General features: G+C 55.1%; 20 protein-coding genes and 1 pseudogene. 6 read left to right on the forward strand and 15 right to left on the reverse strand.

What is annotated here, in order from left to right:
* Window positions 1-21: 21 nt before the first annotated feature.
* Window positions 22-630: a hypothetical protein gene (locus AC5EFR_RS05245; protein ID WP_493574900.1), complete on the reverse strand. Its 609-nt coding sequence runs from the start codon at window positions 628-630 to the stop codon at window positions 22-24.
* 51 nt (window positions 631-681) lie between these two features.
* On the reverse strand, window positions 682-1,863 hold the full coding sequence (locus AC5EFR_RS05250) for a deoxyguanosinetriphosphate triphosphohydrolase (protein ID WP_493574901.1): 1,182 nt from the start codon (window positions 1,861-1,863) through the stop codon (window positions 682-684).
* Window positions 1,864-1,939: 76 nt separating this feature from the next.
* On the opposite strand from AC5EFR_RS05250, the gene AC5EFR_RS05255 reads away from it, so the two are divergent.
* Window positions 1,940-2,263: a HesB/IscA family protein gene (locus AC5EFR_RS05255; protein WP_493574902.1), complete on the forward strand. Its 324-nt coding sequence runs from the start codon at window positions 1,940-1,942 to the stop codon at window positions 2,261-2,263.
* Window positions 2,264-2,277: 14 nt separating this feature from the next.
* On the opposite strand, the gene AC5EFR_RS05260 is transcribed toward AC5EFR_RS05255, so the two are convergent.
* From AC5EFR_RS05260 to AC5EFR_RS05270, 3 genes and pseudogenes are all read right to left on the reverse strand, one after another.
* Window positions 2,278-3,213, reverse strand: coding sequence for a DMT family transporter (locus AC5EFR_RS05260; RefSeq protein ID WP_493574903.1), 936 nt, complete (start codon window positions 3,211-3,213; stop codon window positions 2,278-2,280).
* Window positions 3,210-4,268, reverse strand: coding sequence for a DUF6902 family protein (locus AC5EFR_RS05265; RefSeq protein ID WP_493574904.1), 1,059 nt, complete (start codon window positions 4,266-4,268; stop codon window positions 3,210-3,212). Before AC5EFR_RS05265 ends, AC5EFR_RS05260 begins: the two co-directional genes overlap by 4 nt.
* Before the next feature lie 75 nt (window positions 4,269-4,343).
* Window positions 4,344-4,799: pseudogene (locus AC5EFR_RS05270) on the reverse strand (hypothetical protein); the annotation flags it as partial.
* A 446-nt stretch (window positions 4,800-5,245) separates the two neighbouring features.
* Here AC5EFR_RS05270 and xth point away from each other — a divergent pair.
* The 4 genes from xth (at window position 5,246) to grxD (ending at window position 6,903) form a co-directional block, all read left to right on the forward strand.
* On the forward strand, window positions 5,246-6,040 hold the full coding sequence (xth, locus tag AC5EFR_RS05275) for an exodeoxyribonuclease III (protein WP_493574905.1): 795 nt from the start codon (window positions 5,246-5,248) through the stop codon (window positions 6,038-6,040).
* 121 nt (window positions 6,041-6,161) lie between these two features.
* On the forward strand, window positions 6,162-6,398 hold the full coding sequence (locus tag AC5EFR_RS05280; RefSeq protein ID WP_299933588.1) for a BolA/IbaG family iron-sulfur metabolism protein: 237 nt from the start codon (window positions 6,162-6,164) through the stop codon (window positions 6,396-6,398).
* Between the two features lie 3 nt (window positions 6,399-6,401).
* Window positions 6,402-6,548: a hypothetical protein gene (locus tag AC5EFR_RS05285; RefSeq protein ID WP_493574906.1), complete on the forward strand. Its 147-nt coding sequence runs from the start codon at window positions 6,402-6,404 to the stop codon at window positions 6,546-6,548.
* Window positions 6,541-6,903: a Grx4 family monothiol glutaredoxin gene (gene grxD, locus AC5EFR_RS05290; RefSeq protein WP_493574907.1), complete on the forward strand. Its 363-nt coding sequence runs from the start codon at window positions 6,541-6,543 to the stop codon at window positions 6,901-6,903. The genes AC5EFR_RS05285 and grxD overlap by 8 nt, the downstream gene beginning before the upstream one ends.
* 83 nt (window positions 6,904-6,986) lie before the next feature.
* On the opposite strand, the gene AC5EFR_RS05295 is transcribed toward grxD, so the two are convergent.
* Both AC5EFR_RS05295 and AC5EFR_RS05300 read right to left on the reverse strand, forming a co-directional pair.
* Complete coding sequence (locus AC5EFR_RS05295; RefSeq protein ID WP_299921531.1) at window positions 6,987-7,385, reverse strand: cell division protein ZapA; 399 nt, start codon at window positions 7,383-7,385, stop codon at window positions 6,987-6,989.
* Window positions 7,385-8,206: a coiled-coil domain-containing protein gene (locus AC5EFR_RS05300; RefSeq protein WP_493574908.1), complete on the reverse strand. Its 822-nt coding sequence runs from the start codon at window positions 8,204-8,206 to the stop codon at window positions 7,385-7,387. The genes AC5EFR_RS05295 and AC5EFR_RS05300 overlap by 1 nt, the downstream gene beginning before the upstream one ends.
* A gap of 238 nt (window positions 8,207-8,444) precedes the next feature.
* Here AC5EFR_RS05300 and tkt point away from each other — a divergent pair, with 238 nt between their 5' ends.
* Window positions 8,445-10,463 carry a transketolase gene (tkt, locus tag AC5EFR_RS05305; protein WP_493574931.1) on the forward strand — a complete coding sequence of 673 codons (2,019 nt, stop codon included), beginning with the start codon at window positions 8,445-8,447 and terminating at the stop codon, window positions 10,461-10,463.
* A gap of 72 nt (window positions 10,464-10,535) precedes the next feature.
* Here tkt and lpxB read toward each other — a convergent pair whose 3' ends face one another.
* From lpxB to rseP, 8 genes are all read right to left on the reverse strand, one after another.
* On the reverse strand, window positions 10,536-11,693 hold the full coding sequence (gene lpxB, locus AC5EFR_RS05310; protein ID WP_493574909.1) for a lipid-A-disaccharide synthase: 1,158 nt from the start codon (window positions 11,691-11,693) through the stop codon (window positions 10,536-10,538).
* Complete coding sequence (locus AC5EFR_RS05315) at window positions 11,694-12,482, reverse strand: LpxI family protein (protein WP_493574910.1); 789 nt, start codon at window positions 12,480-12,482, stop codon at window positions 11,694-11,696.
* A gap of 7 nt (window positions 12,483-12,489) precedes the next feature.
* The gene (gene lpxA / locus AC5EFR_RS05320; RefSeq protein WP_493574911.1) at window positions 12,490-13,275 is read right to left on the reverse strand and encodes an acyl-ACP--UDP-N-acetylglucosamine O-acyltransferase; all 786 of its coding nucleotides are present in this window, start codon (window positions 13,273-13,275) and stop codon (window positions 12,490-12,492) included.
* Window positions 13,272-13,733, reverse strand: coding sequence for a 3-hydroxyacyl-ACP dehydratase FabZ (fabZ, locus tag AC5EFR_RS05325; protein WP_493574912.1), 462 nt, complete (start codon window positions 13,731-13,733; stop codon window positions 13,272-13,274). Before fabZ ends, lpxA begins: the two co-directional genes overlap by 4 nt.
* 65 nt (window positions 13,734-13,798) lie before the next feature.
* The gene (locus tag AC5EFR_RS05330; protein ID WP_493574913.1) at window positions 13,799-14,365 is read right to left on the reverse strand and encodes an OmpH/Skp family outer membrane protein; all 567 of its coding nucleotides are present in this window, start codon (window positions 14,363-14,365) and stop codon (window positions 13,799-13,801) included.
* A gap of 4 nt (window positions 14,366-14,369) precedes the next feature.
* Window positions 14,370-16,772, reverse strand: coding sequence for an outer membrane protein assembly factor BamA (gene bamA, locus AC5EFR_RS05335; RefSeq protein WP_493574914.1), 2,403 nt, complete (start codon window positions 16,770-16,772; stop codon window positions 14,370-14,372).
* A gap of 118 nt (window positions 16,773-16,890) precedes the next feature.
* On the reverse strand, window positions 16,891-17,022 hold the full coding sequence (locus AC5EFR_RS05340; RefSeq protein WP_493574915.1) for a hypothetical protein: 132 nt from the start codon (window positions 17,020-17,022) through the stop codon (window positions 16,891-16,893).
* An 81-nt stretch (window positions 17,023-17,103) separates the two neighbouring features.
* Window positions 17,104-18,495 carry an RIP metalloprotease RseP gene (rseP, locus tag AC5EFR_RS05345; RefSeq protein WP_493574916.1) on the reverse strand — a complete coding sequence of 464 codons (1,392 nt, stop codon included), beginning with the start codon at window positions 18,493-18,495 and terminating at the stop codon, window positions 17,104-17,106.
* Window positions 18,496-18,518 lie beyond the last annotated feature (23 nt).

The raw sequence follows: 18,518 nt of genomic DNA on the forward strand, positions 1-18,518 counted from the left end.
TGTCATTGTTCGCGCTTATGCTTAACGCAGCTCAAGCGCCCAGTCGATCACCATCCCGGATTTGACGCCACGCGACACCGGATGACACAGCATCAAAATGGTGTCTGTGGCCGAAACAAGCCTTTGGCTTGACCAGTCTTGGTTGCCCTGCGGCAACCCAACGCCTAACATACGAACCGGTTTGTTTTCATTGGAAAATCGTTGCAATAGCGCTTCGTATCCTGTGCGGAGACTACGATCTTGGGGCTTCGGGACAGCCATGACACCAAGGGTCCGACCAGCGAGCATTCCCTCCTTTAGGGCCGCCGTTAAGCCGGTGCTCCGCGCAAAGGCATCGGAATTCTCGGTGTCGACTGCCGCCTCCATCAAGGGCAAGACATCTATATAGATATGGATGGGCTGACTTTCCCACGCCTCTTTGAGCAGACGTAAAATATCGCGCCAACCAGAATGCATGGCCAATGGCTCGATCTTGCTGGGATGGCGGCTTGCCAGCGCACGCAGCGCCAAATCGTCCACGCCAATCGCCACCACTGTCGCCCCAAAACCCGCCAACCGCGTGCAAAGCGCCGCGCCCAGAGGATGTTCGGCCCCCGCGATCACAGCAACTTTGTTTTGAAAGCGTGACACCCCTAACACTCACTCTACCTCAAATTGATTTCGACGTGTGTGACACATCGATTAACCTGGGGGAAGAGCGCTTTGACCATCTCGATCAAGAACATGGGTTCCCGTTAGGTCAGCATGTTGTTGCAAGGCAAAACGATCCGTCATCCCGGCGATGTAATCTGCCACCAACCTTGCCCGGCTGGTTTCATCCTCAAGTGCCGCCGCATCCCCCCGCCAACGCTCAGGAAGCATCGTCGGGTCGGCCATATAGGCCGGAAACAGATCATTTAGCGCAATGGTCACTCTGCGACGTTGCTCCATCACAGAGGGCGCGCGATACATATTTGAAAACAAAAAGGTTCGGATCTCTTTTAACTGGCTCCAAAGCCCATCCGAAAAGGCAATAACGGGGCGCCCCAATTCACGAACCTCTTGCGCCGTATCACAGCCCGACGCCTGCAATCTGGTGCGCGACTCGGTCAAGACATCCGTGACCATAACCCCAAACACCCGGCGCAAGGCCTCATGGCGGCGGCGATAGGCATCAATGTTTGGATAGGCCTTGTCGACCTCTGCATAAGCATCGCCAACAATTGGCAAATCTATTATCTGCTCTTCAGTAAAAAGCCCCGCCCGCAAGCCATCATGCAAATCATGATTATTATAGGCAACATCATCAGACAGAGCCGCCACTTGCGCCTCGGCGCTGGCATGGGTGTGCAGCTCAAGATCATGCAAGGCGTTGTATTCGTCCAACGCATAGGGAATGTCTCCCTCAACCGGGCCATTGTGTTTGGCAATCCCCTCAAGCGTGTCCCATGTTAGATTGAGCCCATCGAATTCCGCATAGTGACGTTCAAGCGACGTCACGATCCGTAGGGTTTGCGCGTTGTGATCAAAGCCGCCAAAAGGCGCCATCAAAAGCGCCAAAGCATCTTCGCCGGTATGACCAAAGGGGGTGTGCCCAAGATCGTGGGCCAAGGCGACGGCTTCGGTTAGGTCCGTGTTCAGGTCCAGCGCATTGGCAATTGTGCGCGCCACTTGTGCCACTTCGATCGAATGGGTTAGGCGCGTGCGATAAAAATCGCCCTCATGTTCCACAAAAACTTGGGTTTTATGTTTGAGCCGACGGAAGGCCGAACAATGGATAATCCGGTCGCGATCCCGTTGAAAACAGGAGCGATGGGCGCTCTCTTCTTCGGCATATAGACGTCCCCGGACCCGATTTGGATCACAGGCAAATGTTGCGCGCATGGCGGGCGCTCCTTGTCGCTTGTCCCAAGCCGCCATATATTGCATTCAACGCCCGAGATAAACCACGAGGATTGCAATGCAATTGCCACCAGTAGTGACCCCCCGCGCCTATGAGCGCCTCTCCGAGATCGGTGCCGCAGATGACGGCAAGGCCTTGCGGGTCGCGGTTGAGGGCGGCGGATGTAGTGGATTTCAGTATGAAATCAAACTGGACGAACCGGCGGGCGACGACCTTGTCCTTGAGGCCGATGGCGAAAAGGTCGTTGTTGACCCGGTATCGCTGCCGTTTCTGGCCGGCGCGACGATTGATTTCAGCGACGAGTTGATCGGTGCGCGCTTTACCATAGAAAACCCAAATGCCAGCAGCTCTTGCGGCTGCGGCACGTCTTTCTCTATGTAATCAAAGGCTTGCCTCTATTCTGCCGGGTAAATCCGCGCCTTTCCCATAGACGGTGACGCGCCGGATTGCTCCGACGCGTTTTGTAGGGCGAGTTTTCTGCGAGCCAAGCTTTCTTCGACCACCAGCCAAAGACCTGATGCGATAACCAGCATGACACCCAATATCGTTCCGGTTCCGGGGAACTCGTTGAAGGCCACCATGCCGATCGCAACCATCCAGACAAATTGTAGGTTCATCAGCGGTGTCGCCACATAGGCAGGAAGCAATCGCAGCGCTTCGGCGACCACATAGCGAGCCCCAAACAAAAAGACCGCGTAACCAACAATCCAACCTGCATCAACCAATGTCATTGGCCGCCAGACAAAGGGCAAGGCCACGCCCATGGCAACCATCAGCGCCAGATTGGGCCAGAACACTTGCGCCAAGGGCGCGCGTTCGACTTTGGCAATCACCCGAGCCAACAGCATAGACGCCGTCCCGGAAAGGGCCGCAAGAAACGCCCAAGCATGGCCGGCTTGTGCGCCGCTCACGCCACCTGGGATCAGGAAAAACACACCACAGGCGCCGATGCTTAGGGCGACCCAAGCCAAGGGGCGCGGGCTTTCCCCCAACATCGGCCCGGACATCGCCGCCGCGATCAAAGGCATGAGGCCAATGAACAAAAAGACGTCGGCAAATGGCAATAGCAGGAAGGCTTTGAAAAAGGCCAAAGCGGCGATAACCGTAAGAACAGAGCGCCCCACCATGGCCTTGATAGAACTGATTTTAAGCGTTCCACCGCCCGGCATCCGCGCCGCGCCCGCCGCCATCGCGACAACAAGGGCCGAGGACAGGGCAAAAAGTTGCGGGGCCTCATAGCCACCGGCGATGAATTTTGTGATACCGTCTGCAGCGGCCATCATACCTGTATATATAATGACCAAAATTGCGCCGAGTGTTGTCGCCTTCATGCCCGACCTGCCCGGGCAAACCCTTCGAAAAATGCATCAAAATCAGAACTGCTTTCGGCAGCAATATCAAGAACGTCGCGGGCTTCTGGCGAAAGCTGTGGGGCCATCCGATGGCGCATGACTTCCCAATCCGTGCTACGCGCATCATCAAGCGACAACATCACCTGACTGATTTCACGCAACGCAGTTGGTCGTTGATGGCGCTCAAAACGCATCCGCCCGTCACCAAAGGACTTGCGTAAAATCGGAGCCCCGGCAACGGCCTGATGCCAGTTGCAGACGAGGAATTCATGGTAATCATCGTTCAGCGGCACATGGTCCCCCTCATCGATCTCAAATCCCGCTGTTTCACATGCTAGCCACTCCGTCCAGATGGAGGGCGGAACCACGCCAGCATAGCGCAAAGCAATACATATTTCGGCCAACAAATCAGCATTCTGATCCAGAAAAGCGGTCAGTCCGGCGAAATGCAAGCTTAACTTTCCTTCTACGTCAAGTTTCGGGTCACGTCGACCATACTCGCTCAGGTAGAATGAAATATGTGTCAATTCATACGCAGCTTTCTTGTTGGGAAGCGTAAAAGTACGCGTTCTTGCCGCAAAATTGCGCAATCTATCATCCAAACCAGCATCTTTGACCGATTCAACCCCACGTCGAATCATCAACCGGCGCGCTTCGGCACGTTGCAAATCGGACAGCTCTGCCATGGGCAAGCGTTCGGATTTGGCAAAATCCACCATACGTTGTGCTTTGTCTCCCGGCATTCCCAGATCCTCAAGGTCTAGGGCAAGAGACAACAAAAAGCGGTAATATTGTGGGAAGAATTGTAGCCGTTTTTCGGCCTGTTCATAAAATCCTTCGTAAACCTGAAGGGCCTGGGAGGACACCGGTTGGCCGGTGCATTCCAGAATATTCAAAAGTTCCGCGTTTTCCTTGAGCCAAAACACATCCTCTCCGATGCGGCGAGATTGGGAAAAGCAGCCCAGAAGCGCGGCGACCCGCGCCTCCAGAGGCAGAATCCGGGTCGGTACGTTGAGCGCGACGACATTTGTCATGATAAGAACTCCTCTTGTTCTGAGAGGCAGAGCAGCAAACGCCCTACCCGGATTCTGAAGCCTTTGGCCTAGAAATTAGGCAGTGACCGGGCCGGACCAGGATGTGAACGCTTCGACATTGTCACCGGCTTCGGTGCTGTCACCAACGGGGCCGCTCCAGGATGTGAACATTTCGACGCTGTCACCCGCATCAGAACTGCCGCCTGTGGGGCCGGACCAAGATGTGAACATCTCAACATTGTCACCCGCTTCGGTGTTGCCACCCGCTGGGCCGCTCCAAGAGGTGAACATTTCGACATTGTCACCTGCGTCGGTGTTGCCGTCGGCCGGACCGGACCAAGACGTGTACATTTCAACCGCATCACCGGCGTCTGTGTTGCCTGCGGATGGGCCAGACCACGAGGTAAACATCTCTACGTTGTCACCAGCATCTGTGTTTCCGCTTGCAGGACCGCTCCAAGACGTGAACATTTCAACGGCGTCACCTGCGTCTGTGTTGCCCGCGGATGGGCCGGACCAGGATGTGAACATNNTCGACCGCGTCGCCGGCATCAATGTGACCATCCGCTGGGCCAGACCAAGACGTGAACATCTCAGTTGCATCGCCGGTAAACGCACTTGTTTCAGCTTTGGAAACAGTTTGTTCAGAAATCATGTGCTTGTGTTGAGCTGACATTGGAATTCTCCGTTTTGAGAGTTGCGTGTTGTTGCCCCCCAAACCTGCCACTCTACCGTGTTTGCATAATAGTTAATTCCCGTTAAGGTTGTGCGCAAAATGAGTTATCCACATGAGCTTTGGCATTTAGCTAACTCGTGGAAAATGTTTATAAAAGTTGTCCACATTTTAGTTTTTCTTGTGGATAACTATAAACTTTGCAATGCAACACTTATTTGCAAATTTTACAGATCACGAATCGCATTGATTCCTTGCACCCGCCCCCCGCTTTCAGCGATAGAAAGACAAAGGGAGAGCGCGCATGAAAATCGCCACGTTTAACATCAATGGTATCAAGGCGCGGTTGCCCGCGCTTCTCGATTGGCTGGACGATGCGCAGCCAGATGTGGCACTGCTGCAGGAAATCAAGTCAGTTGATGACGCTTTTCCGCGTCAAGAGTTTGAGGATCGCGGTTATAATGTGGAAACCCATGGGCAGAAGAGCTTCAACGGCGTTGCGATTCTGAGCAAACTGCCGCTAGAGGACGTCACCCGCGGCCTTCCCCACATTAACGAAGATGACGAATCAGACGAACAAGCGCGCTGGATCGAAGCCACGGTAATGGGTGACCGCGAGGCGATCCGGCTTTGCGGATTGTATCTGCCCAACGGCAACCCCTGCCCCGGTCCAAAATATGATTACAAGTTGAGCTGGATGAAACGTCTTGAGGCGCGGGCCCAACAGTTGCTTGATGATGAAATGCCCGCGCTTATGGCCGGGGACTATAATGTCATTCCTCAAGCCGAAGACGCCGCCCGCCCGCAAGACTGGACCGAAGACGCCTTGTTTCGCCCCGAAACCCTCACGGCCTTTCGTCGCATCCTGAATCTTGGCTTTACCGAAGCATTCCGCGCCCGCACCCAAGGACCAGAGCACTATAGCTTTTGGGATTATCAAGCCGGCGCTTGGCAGCGCAACAATGGCATCCGTATCGACCATTTCCTTTTGACCCCACAAGCTGCGGACATGCTTGTTGCGTGCAAAATTGACAGCGCCATTCGCGGCCGTGACAAACCGTCTGACCATGTTCCTGTCTGGGTCGAGCTCGACATTTAAACCGGCACATCGCAATCCGCGACCAAATGCGGGCCAGTCCCAGACCTTGTGTGCCTTGCGCATGGGGGCACATCGCACTACTTCTGTCAGGAAAGCGAAACAAACCGGAGGCCCATGCTCAATGCCGATGCATGCCCAAGAAATCGAAGACCTGCTGCGCGAAAGCTTTCCTGATGCGGAAATCCAGGTTGCTGGCGAAGACGGTGTTCATATGTCTGCCATGGTCGTCGACGAAAGCTTTCGTGGCAAAAACCGAGTTCAGCAACAGCGCGCTGTTTATGCGGCGCTCAAGGGCAAGATGGATGGCGCTGCCGGTGAATTGCACGCGCTGGCTCTAACCACCAAAGCCCCGGAATAACCGATGTCCAGCGTGATGACATATCTGTCCAGTGTCTGGCCAGTTCTGGCCAGTTTGACGATTGTTGGGGTTATCACCTACGGATCCATCATGCCTTATGTTCGCAAGGATCGCCAAAGGCGACTTGAAGAGGAAAACCAAGATGACTGATGCAAAAGCCAAAATTGATGAAACCGTCAAAGCCAATGACGTTGTTCTTTATATGAAGGGCACCAAGGACATGCCGCAGTGTGGCTTTTCCAGCCGCGTTGCCGGTGTGCTTAACTATATGGGTCTGGAATACACCGACGTGAACGTTCTTGCCGACGAGGACATCCGTCAGGGCATCAAAGACTATTCCGACTGGCCCACAATTCCCCAGCTTTACGTCAAAGGCGAATTTGTTGGCGGTTGCGACATCATCACTGAGATGACTCTCTCTGGTGAGCTGGACACGCTTCTGGATGACAATGGCCTTGCCTATAACAAGGAAGCGGCTGACAAAATCCGCGAAGCCAACGCCTAAGGTTTAGAGACAGATCAAAAAAGAAAAGCGCCCCGCAGGTGGGGCGCTTTTTGTTTGAGAGATCAGACCAACAAGCCTGGCAGTTAGGCCAGCTTTTCTTCCACCGAACTGGCCACGGCCTCGGCTTGCGCGGCGAGTTCCGCCAACCCATCGGAAACGTTCGACGGGATCACCGGAACCTCGACTTTTTCGGGCATCGGTGGGGGCGCGCTTTTGAGTTCATCCAGTTCGGACTGAATGGCCGCCATCTTGTCCTCGGCTTCGCGCAGTTTTTCCTCAAGCCCGGCGGTTTTATCCGCCAACATCAGGCCCGACATCAACAACATGCGCGGCTCTGGCATCCGCCCAATCTGACCCACCAAAACGGCGGCCTCTGCATCAAGCAGCTTTGCCGCCGATTGCAGATATTGTTGTTCGCCTTCTTGGCAGGCAACTTCAAACGAGCGGCCACCGATGATGATTTCAACTTCGATCTGAGACATTAGGCGTTCTCCTCACCGGCGGCATCGGCCAAAAGCGGCTCCATCGCCGCCAGAACGGCATTTGTTTCGGCGGCATCGGCGGCCTGCGTCGCCCTCAGGCTTTCCAGCTCGGCCAGCATCGCCTTGTTGATCAAATGCGGTTCACCAACCCCTTGGGCATTGGCCTCACGCAGGGCGGAAACTGTTTCCTCAAGCGCCGCGTTAGAGCTGCGCAAGCGTTGCAATTCTGCGTCCAGCTGCGCCATGCTCTCGCGTTGCGCCTGAATTTGCTGTGCAAGTTCCGCATCATTGCCGCCATCGCCACTTGGTTCGGGGCTCGCTTCGGACTGGCGGGCTGTTAATACTTTGAGCCGCTCTTGCAGCTGGGCATTGGCGATCTTTTCGTCTTCCAACTCTTCACGTAGGGCTTCAAGTTCGGCGTTATCAACGGCGGCCTCTTCGGGCGCGGCAGCCGGTTCTTCGACGGCGGGCGCAACGGGTTCCTCGGTGGCCTTTTCGGCCTCGAGTTGCGAAACCGCAGCTTGCGCCATTTCGGCGGCGTCTTTTGCAGCGGCCAATTGTTCGGTCAAAACCGCCGTTTCATCTTGTGCGACCCTTAGCTTTTCAGCCTCAGCCGCCGCCGCTTCACGAGAGACATTGGCCTCAATCTGAGCCGCCTTGGCATCCTCTTGGGCAGCAACCAAGGCCGCCTCAAGCTCTGCCAGCTTGTTGGCCGCCTCCGGGTCCGCTTCGGCCACCGGGGCGGTATAGCCCTCAACCTGTTGCGAAATCCGCTCTAACGCCCGCGTAATCCGGCCGTGCAATTCATCGATTTGGGTCATCCTGCCCCCCTAGCCTGCTTTGAGCCCTTTTTAGCGCTATCATAAACGAATCGCGCTTTGGCTCGCTTGGCAAAAAGTTTAACAAGCGCTTACGGAAAAAGCGCCCCCTATTAATTCCAATGTCTTAGGCGGAAATAGGCCTGTTTGTCCACATCACCGCGCGACAGGCATGCTTGCACTTTGCCCCAACGCTGTTATTGAGCGCGCAATCCCCTATCTGGCCAAAGGATCGAACCCGGTGGATATCCAAGAGCTCCGTACAAGCAATCCCGAACATTGGATGCGTGCAACTGCTATCCGTGCTCTCGCACTGGATGGGGTTGCTGCTGCAAACTCCGGTCACACAGGTATGCCGATTGGCATGGCTGACGTGGCAACCGTGCTGTTTTCCAAGCACCTAAAGTTTGACGCGCAAAACCCCGAATGGCATGACCGTGACCGGTTTATCCTGTCGGCGGGCCACGGCTCGATGCTGATCTATTCGCTGCTCTATCTCTGTGGCGACCCCGAGGTTACATTGGACGAGATCAAGAATTTCCGTCAGTGGGGCGCGAAAACCGCCGGTCACCCGGAAAACTTCCTTCTCAAGGCTGTTGAAACCACCACCGGCCCCTTGGGTCAGGGTATTGCAAACTCGGTTGGCTTTGCCATGGCCGAAGAAATGCTGCGCGGTCGTTTCTCCAAGAAAATCGTTGATCACCACACCTATGTCATCGCCGGTGACGGTTGCCTCATGGAAGGTGTCAGCCAAGAGGCCATCGCCCTTGCGGGTCGCTATGAGCTTGGCAACCTGATTGTCTTCTGGGACAATAACGACATCACCATCGACGGCAAAGTGTCTCTCTCTGATCGTACCGATCAGGTTCAGCGCTTTAAGGCGTCTGGCTGGCATGTTCAGGAAATCGACGGCCATGATCCTATTGCCATCGACGCCGCCATCATCGCCGCCAAAAAGGCTGGCAAACCGTCGATGATCGCCTGCAAAACCCACATTGCTTTGGGTCACGCCGCACAGGACACGTCAAAAGGTCACGGCGCATTGACCAACGAAGAGCAGAACGTCGCCGCCAAAGCCAACTGGGGTTGGGACGCGGGCGTGTTCGACATTCCGGCCGAGATCAAATCCTGGTGGGAAGGTGTTGGAGCGCGTGGTGCGTCTGAGCGTGAAGCTTGGGAAGCCCGTCTGGCCGAGGCCTCGACCGCCCGTCAAAACGAATTCGAACGTGTGATGACCGGCCAAGCGCCCAAGAAGCTTTCGGCCGTTGTCAAAGCTTTGAAAAAGCAGATCAGCGAAGAGCAGCCCAAAGTCGCCACGCGTAAATCGTCTGAAATGGCACTGAGCGTGATCAACCCAATCATGCCCGAAACCTGTGGCGGCTCGGCTGACCTGACCGGGTCCAACAACACCCTGACCGCAGATCTTGGCACCTTTGACACCGACAACCGCAAAGGTCGTTATGTCTATTGGGGCATCCGGGAACATGGCATGTCGTCGGCAATGAACGGAATGGCGCTGCACGGCGGCATTCGCCCCTACTCCGGCACCTTCATGGCCTTTACCGATTACGCCCGCCCTGCGATGCGTTTGGCGGCTCTGATGAAGGTTCCAACCGTGTTTGTCATGACCCATGACAGCATCGGCCTTGGCGAAGATGGCCCAACCCACCAACCGGTTGAACATCTGGCAATTTCGCGCGCCACGCCAAACACTTTGGTCTTCCGCCCATGTGATACGGTTGAAACCGCCGAAGCCTGGGAAGTTGCCATGCGTCAGACCGGCACGCCGTCGGTTCTATCCTTGACCCGTCAGGGCTTGCCGACGGTTCGCAAAGAGCACAAGAACGCCAACCTTGTCGAAAAAGGAGCCTATGTTCTGGCCGAGGCCGAGGGCAAGCGTCAGGCGATCATCATGGCGACCGGTTCCGAAGTTGAAATCGCCCTTGCTGCGCGTGATCTGCTTCAGGCCGAAGGTATTGGTACCCGCGTGGTGTCCATGCCGTGCTGGGAGCTGTTTGAACAGCAGGACGAAAGCTATCGTCGTCGCGTTCTGCCCCCTGCCGGTCCGGTGCGTGTTGCCGTCGAAGCCGCAAACCGTATGGGTTGGGATCGCTGGCTTTGTGGTGAGCGTGGCAATGCCAAGAAGTCGGCCTTTGTGGGTATGGACGGCTTTGGTGCCTCCGCCCCGGCAGGCACGCTTTATGAAAAATTCGGCATCACAGCCGAAAACGTTGCTGAGCAGGTTAAATCCCTGCTGTAAGCAGATGAGAGACGTTAAAGAAAAGGCCGCCTCTTTAGGCGGCCTTTTTTGTTGTCGTGTCTGGTTTGGGGGTCAATGACGCGTTGCGCCCTGCCCCAGCCCATTCAAAACCGCCCGTGCGGCACGAAGTCCCGGATGTTCGCCCCCAAGGCCGAGCCGCTCCATGGTTAGGCGCATCGCCTCTTGTTGGGTTCCCGATGCGTCAAGCTCGTGCAACACCGCATCGGCGATAGGCCCCGGCAAACAATCCTTGCCGATAAACTCCGGTACGGCGCGGGTTTCAGACACCAGATTGACCAAAGTCACCGTATCGACAAGCATCATTCGCCCGATGATCTGACGGCTGAGCCAGCTCATGTCATAGGCGATCACCATTGGAGTGCCCGCCGCCGCAAGCTCAAGCGACACCGTTCCCGACGCCGCCAAAGCCACATCGGCGGCGCGAAATGCGGCCCGCTTGTCTGATCCATCATCCTGTCGCGGATCGATGACCAAGGGTGCACCCGGCCAATCGCTCACCGCTTCTTGGACCGCGTCAACCACGTTGCCCGCCGCCGGAAGGACCAATCGCAGGTCAGGCCGTTTTTCATGCAGCAACGCCGCCGCTTGCGCGAAAATAGGCATCAAACGCCCGATTTCTGACCTTCGCGACCCAGGTAAGACCAAGGCCATCGGCCCCTTTATTGCGTGTTTAACGCGAAACGCATCGGCCTCGGCCTGTGTGGCAATCTGGTCCGTCACCACCGGGTGACCGACAAAGTCACAATCCATGCCAGCGGCCTGCATGTATGGCGGCTCAAAGGGCAGCAGCGCCAAAACCTGATCCACATGATGTGCCATTTTGCCCGCGCGCTTAGGACGCCACGCCCACACCGTCGGGGCAACATAATGCACCACGCGAACATCGCTCACTTCTTTGACCAACTTGTTCACCCGCAAGGAAAACTCAGGCAAATCAATGGTGATCAAAACATCGGGCTTGTCGGCGATCACTGCATCTGCCGTTTCGCGGATACGCGCCTTGAGATGACGATATTCCTTGAGAATTTCCGAGACCCCCATGACGCTGATCTCATCCATGGGAAAGAGGCTGTCCAAGCCCTCTTTCTCCATCAACGTCCCACCAATGCCGCGAAACTCGACATCAGGCACCAGCTGGCGCAGGCCTTGCATCAGCGCTGCGCCAAGCTTGTCGCCCGAAGCCTCGCCCGCTGTGATGAATACCCGCATTTATTGTGGCCTTTCTCTGATCCAAAGAAACAAGCCTTCGGCATCAAGCCGGCGCAGGGTCTCTTCGAAATTCAACACCATCACGCCGTCCGCTTCGATCACAATACCAGCCAATCCCGCAAGAGCGGTGTTGCGCGCCGTATCCGGGCCGATTGTTGGCAGGTCGGCACGGCGCTCCTGACCGGGTTTGGGGGCCTTGTAAAGAATGCCGCCCTTGGCCTCTTGCCCCGCGGCACGCAGCATCGCATCAGTGCCCGCCTCACCTTCGCGGGCAGGAATACCGCTTCGTGCGACGATACAGGCTTGACCCAAATCGTCACGAGCCTGATCTGTGCTGACATCATCACCAATACGGGCCAAACGTTCGGCATCTGGAGAAGGTTGTGAGAGGCTCGGGACACCGGCATCTGGCAACAGGCTCGGCACGGCCTCATGGGCAGCGAGCACCTCAAAACCAGCATCCTCAAACATCGCGATCACAATGCGCAACGCGCCGTCGTCGCCACGCCGCATGGCCCGAAAAATGCGCGGCACCATCAGCAGAGTGGCCAAGTCCAATTGCCGCCACTCAAACTCTGGGCGGCGGATTGCACCACACATACAGACTTGCGTCACCCCCCGCGCCTTGAGCCAGCGCAGCAGGCCACCAACCTTTTCCAGCCGAAAGACATGGTCCGGAATTAAATCGGTCGGAGCAACATGTTCGAGAGCGCAGACAATAGGACGGGTCGGCAGAGTTTCAGCCACCACCGTTGGCAATGCGCCCCGTCCTGCGATCAATGCCAACATATGTGTTTTAGCCCGGTGTTAAAAAAGAACGATCGCTGTCGCCAAGAATAAAGGCCACGATTTCGGAGACATAGTCGCTGTCGGTTTCTTCGCCCAAACGGCGCGCGCGGTCCTGAAAGGCCCCCTCGCCCTGCGCCAACATCTGAAATGCCGCCCGCAAGGCGGTGATGTCACGACGCGCAACGCCGCGACGTTTCAAACCAACAAGGTTCAAGCCGTCAAGCTGACCGCGCGGCCCTTGAACGAGACCATGCGGAATGACGTCATTTGTAACCATGGTCACCGCGCCGATAATCGCACCACGGCCAATGCGCACAAATTGATGAACGCCAGAGAGGCCGCCAACAATGACCTGATCCTCAAGCACACAGTGCCCGGCCAGCGCGACGTTATTGGCAAGGATCACATTATTGCCGACATGAACGTCATGGGCGACATGACTCGAAGCCATGAAAAGACCGTCATCCCCAACCTTGGTAAGACCGCCGCCCCCCGCCGTGCCGGTGTTCATTGTCACATGTTCACGAATGCGATTGCGCTTGCCAATCACAAGACGCGTGTCTTCACCGTCAAACTTTAAATCCTGAGGGATTTCACCAATCACCGCGAATGGGAAAATGACGGTCTCTTCACCAATCTCGGTAAGACCTGTCACCACCACATGCGATTTCAGTTCGACCCGTGGCCCAAGAACAACCTTTGGACCGACATGACAAAACGGCCCGATGACACATCCGTCACCGATCTGCGCGCCTTCCTCGATTATCGCCGAAGGGTGAATTTGCGCGCTCATGCAGGCAAATCCATCATTGCGGTGAATTCACATTCCGCCGCCATTTCGCCGTCGACCTGGGCGACACCGGCAAATTTCCAGACTTTGGCCCCAGGTTTGCCACGCACGGTCGTCAGGTTCAGACGCAGCTGATCACCCGGAACAACCTTGCGGCGGAATTTACATTTGTCGATGGACATAAAGTAAACCTTCATCTCCTTGTCGGCCATATCCATCGCTACACCCACCATCACGGCGGCAGTTTGCGCCATGGCTTCGACAATGGTTACCCCCGGCATGATCGGCAGTCCGGGGAAATGGCCCTGAAAATGCGGTTCATTCATGGTGACGTTCTTGATGCCAGTACCAGATGAAAAGCCATTGATGTCCTCAACTCGATCTACCAACAAAAACGGGTAGCGATGTGGAAGAATACGTTGGATCAGTTGGATATCAGCGCTCAGCAGCGTGTCAGTCATGAAGCTTGCCTTTGTTTTTCTATTGCCCCTCCCTACCAATCGCCGCGCGTCGGGGCAAGTCGACCTCAGGGATCAGACGGCTCTTGTTGGAAAAGGGCGTTGATCTCGGAAATCACCAAATCGGTGACATCAATCGCAGAGACCGATGCAAAAACATTGCGTTTTTCCAAAACAACAGCCGCATTTGTTTCCTGCATAATGCGATTCAAAATGGGTCCGACAGAGGTGAGAAATTCGCGTCGCGCCCCGTCTTGGCGTTCACTGAGGTCGCGGGCCTTGGTATCTTGTTCGCGGCGCAGCTTTTGCACCTTTTGATCGAAAGCATCAGCCAATTCGCGGAATGCCGCAGGTTCCATGGCCTTGCGCTGATCCGTCAAGAGCAACTCTTCGTCACGCAGTTCGGCTTCGATTTGTCGGTTTTCGGCGGCAATTTCTGCCCCCAAGCTCTCTAATTCGGTCGTAACATTCTGTCCAAATGCGCTTTGACCAAAGGCCCGGTCGAACTCAATCACCAGAACCGGACTTTGAACCGTTCCAGTGTCAAAGCCCCCCGATGTGCTCTGCGCATTGGCCCCAACAGTCCAAACCGACAGGGCCAAAAAAGTTGCTGCGATGGTCAAAGCGCGCTGCACGCGACTAGAACTGCTTTGAAACCGAAATATTGAAGTTGAGCGGTTTGTCATATTTGCTCTTCTTCACCGCTTCCGAGAAGTCGAGACGAAGCGGACCAAGAGCGCTGTTCCAGAAAACAGAGACCCCAACGACGTGGCGCAGATCAAATTCGTCCGAAACAACCTTGCCTCCTGCGGCTTCGGCCAAATCGTCGTAGCCGTCATTGACGCCCCAAACCGACCCGACATCATAAAACACACCACCGGTCAGACCATATTCCTCGGGAAGACCGAGAGAGAAGTCCGCCTCGAAACGGGCAACCGCATAAAAGTTGCCACCCAATGGATCATCAATTCCATCTGAATCACGAATTTCACGCGGACCTATGCCATTGCTTTCGAAACCGCGCATGATGTTGGGATTGATGCGGAAACGATCGGTCGCCCGACTTTCATTTTTAGAATAGTTGAGCGATCCCCCCTGAAACGACGCCCGCAAAGTGACTTCTTCGTTCCAGATTTTGGTTTGCGCCACAGCCCGCACATTTGTTTTAACAAAGGCCGAGTTGCCCCCAACACCGGATATGTCTTGTCCGAACTCAAACCGGAAGCGGTTTGTCGGGCTCAAGCCTGCACGGATCGTATCATAGGTATAGGTGTAGCCAATTGAGCTATCATACCGCGGACCAAACTCTGCTTCTTGCAAAATAACAGCACCGACTTCTTCATCTTCGTCCTCGTCAACACGCGGGGCCCCAAGGTCGGAATAGTCTAGTGTATAGCGCAGTTGCAGGCGACCATTGTCAGAGACCGGAAACGCCAGGAACGGACGGAAGATACCATTTGAGGTGTCATATTCCGCATTGTCGTTATCGGATTCAGAGTAGTTCCCAATGAAACCGAACTCTAAATCGCGTCCAAGGAATGCCGGTTCACTAAAGTTCAGATTGAAGCTTCTGGTCGTAGAAGACGTATCAAAGGAGAAACCGAATTTTTGACCCCGCCCTAAGAAGTTTCTTTCGCTAAAGGACAGGTTCACACCAAAACCGTTATTGGTGGAATAAGACCCGCCAAACCCGATCGAACCAGTGGGACGTTCTTCGACATCGACATCAACAATCACCTGTTGTGGTGTCGATCCCTCGCGCGCTTGCACTTCTGCTGTTTCAAAATATCCCAACGCCCGAATGCGCTCAGCGCTCTCGCGGACGGCGCGCGGGTTGAACGGGTCACCCTCAGCCAGCAAGAACTGTTGGCGCACAACGCGATCAAGAGTTGTGGTGTTCCCTTCGATATCGATGCGTTCGATAAAGATGCGTGGTCCACGCGTCAGTTGCAGCTCGACATCCAAAGTCAAATCACGATCATTTCGTGTGATCCGTGGCTCGACACGCACAAAATTCAAACCTTCGCGAATTGCAAAAGTTTCGAGTCGCGCGATTTCATTTTCGATCAGCGCCGGAGAATACACCTTGCCTGACCGCAGCTTGAGCTTCTTTTCAAACAGCTCAACATCCACTTCTGGCAAATCCGAGGTCACCAAAACCTCTCCAAAATTGAACTGCTGCCCCTCTTCGACATTGAAGGTGACAAAATAGCCGTCACGTTCCTGCGCCAGCTCAGAGTTCACACCGGTAATGCGGAAATCAACATAGCCACGCGATGCATAGAAATCGCGCAAAAGCTGTTTGTCGAATTCGACCCGATCTTCGATGTAGGTGTCTTTTTGGATAATCGCCCGAAGAATGCCGGCCTGCTTGGTTGCCATGACCCTACGCAACCGTCGGTCTGAATAATTCGAGTTGCCAGAGAACCCGATGCGCTCGATTTCAGCAACCCCGCCTTCAAAGACTTCAAAGACCAGATCAATACGGTTGTCCCGGCGCTTGATCACTTTTGGAACGACGCGCGCTGCAATGCGGCCCTGCTGGTTGTAGGCCTCAGAAATCCGCTGGGCATCTGCCTCGGCAACCCGTGGGCTAAAGACGCGACGCAGCTGGGTTTCAACGATCCCAGATAGGATTTCGTCCTTGAGGCGTTTGTTGCCTTCAAACTTGATTTTATTGACGGTTGGGTATTCAACAACTTTGATAACAAGCTTGGAGCCCTGTGGAATTATATCCACGGTCTCAAACAGACCTGATCCCAAAATGCGTTGATACGCATCGTTTAGCTCTCCGGCAGAGACAGATTGACCACGGGCGATCCCGGCATAGGAAAGGATGGTCGATCCCTCGATCCGTTCGTTGCCCTCGATCGAGACGCTATTGAAAACAAAGCTTTGGGCATAAGCGGTTTTAGGCAGGGTGGCAGCCCCGACCCCCGCAGTTAAGCCAATCGCCAAGGCCACAACCCTGGCAGCCCGTGACACTTGGTTTCCCCGCTTAAAACTCAGCGGCGCTTTACGCGCCGAAATGACTTTTGCCATCTTAACAATCCACTCCGACATCCCTCTGAAAGTGAGTATCGGGAATGAGTGCCCTTGTCAAAAGGGCATGGCGGGCATTTGCCAGTGTTTTTGTAGAAAGTCCCCTACGGCTGGGGGATTATTGCGCCAGCGTCCCAAGATATGCGCCGAGGAACAGCGCAAAGACGATGGTACAGACATATAGCAACCGGTCCCAGTTGATGGAGACCAGCAAGCTGACACTGCGATATCCTGCTTGAAGAGTGCTCATGGATTCGGTCCTTTCATTTACAGAACCTGAATACATGGAGAATCGGGCGGGATTAGGGCACCCGCCCGACCATTTGTAGCCCTAGCAGAACAAATCGCTGCTTAGTCCGATCATCATCACGCCAATGATAACAATAAACCCAACAACCACGTAACGATTTAAAAACGTGTAGCTGGCGCGGAACCCTGTCAGGATCTCGGCGGTGTGCAGCAGAATATAGCCCCCATCCAAGGCGGGCACTGGCAACAGGTTCAAGAACCCGATCGCGACAGACAACATTGCGACCAGGCCAATAAACTCGGTCAACCCCTGCGAAGCTTCGTCACCGGCGGCTTCTGCAATGCCGACTGGGCTAGACAGATTACAGGTGCTGATCTGTCCGGTTGCCATGGCCCAGACCGCCGATCCGGTTGAGCTGATAACGTGCCACAATTGGCTGGCTGACCCGCTCATGGCGTCGACCAAACCGGGGCTTTCGCTTGCTGGTGTAAAGGCAATCGCACTCCCTAGCCCGATACGGTAAAAGGTCTTGAACCCGCCTTCTGGCTGCGGTTCGTCCTGTTTTTTGGGCGTCAATTCGGTGTCGAACTCTTGGCCATCACGCCAAATCGTCAACGTCAGACTCTTGCCCTCGGAGGCAAGAACAGCCGCTTGCAATTCGACAAATGCAAAAATGGGAGCACCATCAACGGCAGTGATCACATCGCCTTTTTCCAACCCCGCGTTCACCGACGCAGACCGTGGAAAGACCCGCCCGACAAGGGACGGAAAGATGTAGGGACCAGACACCACCGTTTCACCACCATCGCGCAAGACGGTATAATCAAGCTGAGGTTTTTGCGGCAGTGCTTGCAGAAAGTCCGAATAAGCTGCGCTGTCATCAACGCGCGGCGTGTCAATGCCTTCGATTTTCAGAACAACATCCCCGGTTCGCAACTCCTGCGCCGTTGGTAGCTTTTGCAGCTCTCCCACTGTCAGAGGGTCAGACGTGATGCCGCTGGCCATAAACAATCCGGTGAACAGAAAGAACGACAGGATAAAGTTGAATACAGGACCAGCCGCATAGGTCGCAACCTTGGCGGTATAGGACGCGCCGTGAATAGTTGTCTTGAGCAATTCTGGTGTGAGATCGGTCTGGGACAAAAGCTTGCCCTGATCAATGAGGCTTTTTTCGTCTTTTGTGGGTTCGACTTCCCCACTCAACAAAGCCTGTTCACGCATCACATTACGAAAGCGTACAAACCCACCCAACGGCACCGGGGCGATCTGCCACTTGGTTCCGTGTTTGTCTCTGCGCCACAGGATGCCATTCCCCATCCCAATAGAGAAGGTTTCAGCAAAGATGCCGAATTTCTTGCCCACAATGTAATGGCCAAATTCATGCACACCGACGACAATCGACAGGGCGATCACAAAGGCCACAAAGCCAATCAATCCGGTTCCAAGAAAGTCAAAAAGCGAATTTACATCCACAGCAGCTGCCTCTTTGATTTTAC

This window comes from Pelagimonas sp., from assembly GCF_058892305.1.